The sequence below is a fragment of the uncultured Caballeronia sp. genome (assembly GCF_964243625.1).
Classification (GTDB): domain Bacteria; phylum Pseudomonadota; class Gammaproteobacteria; order Burkholderiales; family Burkholderiaceae; genus Caballeronia.
In genome coordinates this window covers 1-2,378 of sequence record NZ_CAXTGZ010000792.1, presented here as the reverse complement: position 1 = coordinate 2,378, position 2,378 = coordinate 1, and the positions used below count along the sequence as shown (strand labels likewise).

Sequence of the window (2,378 nt, the reverse complement as noted above, 5' to 3'; positions counted from 1 at the left end):
TGTAGAGATAACCAAAACGCGTCAGAAGCACTCGCCGCATACTTAACAGTCGAAGGAATGACCTGTCGCCTCGCTCACGGTGGCGCGCAAGCGGTGGACGTCGCGACTGAGTGGCTCCCCGACGTTGTCATAATGGATATATCGATGCCAGGACTAAATGGCGTAGAAGCTACACGTGCCTTGCGACGAGATCTCCGCACGGGAAACATAATTGTCATCGCATTTACTGCTTTGGATGAAGACGAGGTGCTTAGGCACCTGACACATTCGATTTTCGACGGGTATTGTCAGAAAGGCCAGCCTCCGTCCGTCCTGGTTGGTCTGATCAACACGTTTGTGACCTAAAAAATCTTCGAATACGCCGATCTGTTGAACCCGTCGCACATGGAACGCATTGTCTTAGCCCCTCAGCCGATCAGTAAGCGATAACGAGGCTGTTCGCGGACGTTATTTGTTTGGTACAGCCGACAGGATGCTTCGGACCGTCCTGGCCGACCAAGCACGCATGATGGGAAGCCCTACCAACGCGAATAATCGTCGCGGACCGAAAATCACCGAGCAAACAAGCATAATCGAAATCACTTGCGCATTCGGTGACGCAAGCAGGGTGCTGCCGCGAGACCGTTTGGATGGCAGCGCGGGTGCAGTACTCCGAGCGGGATGGTGAAGCGGCCCATTTATAGTATTGTCGCCAGTGTTGTGCTCGGCCTTGAATACATCTCGGGTCGACAATAGGCGGGACAAAACGCGAGCCCGACGTTCCTTGCGAGTCTCATGGTAGGTCCATTCCGGCGGCTCCTTCATAAGGCCTCCTTGATCGCTTTCAGGTCTTCGCGTAACTCAGTTTGAAGCGCATTGAAGTGGTCAGCGCCGCGCAGCTGCGCACGCATCGTAAAAAAAGCCCCGACGGATACGAGGAGCCATGTGCCAGCGATTGCCCACACCACAGCCAACAAGTACGGTGTTCCGAATGCCGTGGCAATCAAAGCGAAGCAAAGGAATGAAAGAGTGAACAAGACGCCCACTGCGAGCGCGACCATCGAAATTAGCTCCCGCAATAAAGTCGCTTTTGTTTCCGCAAGCTCGAGCCCAGCTAGCTCAGCATAGTCACCTGCTCGGGCCGCGCAAAAAGTTGCAATCGCCTTCCAGCGTCGGACATTAGCTTGCGCTTGTGACAGAGGATTTAGCACGCTGACCTCAGTTGGAAGATAGTTTTCGTCCTAGTTATCTGCGAAGGGTGGCCGGGCCGTACTTTCCTGTGACACAGACTCCCCGTTCCATACCTATCACATCAATGAAAAATCAAATAGAGGATAACCAGTACGATTACTGGGACCCCAAGCAGCCAACCTAAAAGATACGGCATGTCTATGCTCCCTCTAGAAGTTGTCGATTGGATACGCGTTGACCGGTAGGTGCAGCAAATGCTACCTATCACTCGCCCGCACAATGTAAATTACTCACAGCAAAAAACGTTCCCAAATCAACATTACGACACTACGGATGCCGAAATGAAAACGACTCTATGGTCTTCAATCCGAAGCACCGCTGTGATTACTTCTATGGCTTTGATTCCCGTGCCAGCGTTCGCTCAATCCTCGGCATCGTCAGCCTCGGATAACGCGTCACAAATCGACGCCGAGAAGCGCGCCGTTGCCCATCCGCCCATTGATGCGGCGAGTGGTACGCGCACCGCAACGTCACTGCCTATATTAACGCCGCCATTGAGCGATACCGCTGAGAATGGACGCAAATCTCAGCCGTCAACGCCTGATGCGCCTTTGCCAAAGCCTTACTGAGCACCGCACTCGCAGGCGACGAACAAAGCAAGCCAAATCTAACGGCTTATCCGCATGCCTAAGATGATCCCGCCAACCGCCGCAAGGGTCATGGCCTTCCACGGATTTTCGTGGACGAAATCGTCTGCGCTGTCAGACGCCGCCCGATAATTCCGTTGCAAAACTTCTTGTGCGTCGCCGAGAACTTTTCCCACTTGCTTGGCTGATGCCTCGCCATCAGAGGCGGACGCATTACTTGTGCTCATGTCAGGCGCGTCCCACGACTGGGAGGCCTGCGCGAAATCGCTATGCGTCGTTTTTGAGTCGGGGCTTTCAGAGGCATTAGGCTTTCCATCGGCGCCGCTCGCCGGAGCACTTTCTTTCGCGATGTCAGACATTGTTGACTCCCATGAGTTATGGCGCCTCACGGTAGGACCGTGCGGCGCTCGACAACTTAATTGCTGGTGCCGTTGCTGGACTTCGCACCTGCGCCCGCTGTACCGGGTTGTGCCCCCGTGCCTGTTCCGATACCACCTCCAGGAACAGTCTTGCCAGGCGCGCTCATGGCACTGCCGGTCTTGCCGGACTGATTGGGCGCTC

The 2,378-nt window shown here is 54.8% G+C and carries 3 protein-coding genes; 1 reads left to right on the top strand and 2 read right to left on the bottom strand.

The window, feature by feature from the left end; genetic code table 11:
• Nucleotides 1-345 (top strand): response regulator (locus ACFFAR_RS30960; protein WP_375509198.1); only part of this gene is annotated, 345 nt, incomplete at its 5' end.
• 455 nt (nucleotides 346-800) lie between these two features.
• Here the strand turns inward: ACFFAR_RS30960 and ACFFAR_RS30955 are convergent.
• Together ACFFAR_RS30955 and ACFFAR_RS30950 are read right to left on the bottom strand one after the other, a co-directional pair.
• Nucleotides 801-1,190 (bottom strand): phage holin family protein, encoded by a 390-nt coding sequence (locus tag ACFFAR_RS30955; RefSeq protein WP_375509197.1) that lies wholly within the window; start codon nucleotides 1,188-1,190, stop codon nucleotides 801-803.
• Nucleotides 1,191-1,837: 647 nt separating this feature from the next.
• The gene (locus ACFFAR_RS30950) at nucleotides 1,838-2,176 is read right to left on the bottom strand and encodes a YqjD family protein (protein ID WP_375509196.1); all 339 of its coding nucleotides are present in this window, start codon (nucleotides 2,174-2,176) and stop codon (nucleotides 1,838-1,840) included.
• Between the last annotated feature and the right edge of the window lie 202 nt (nucleotides 2,177-2,378).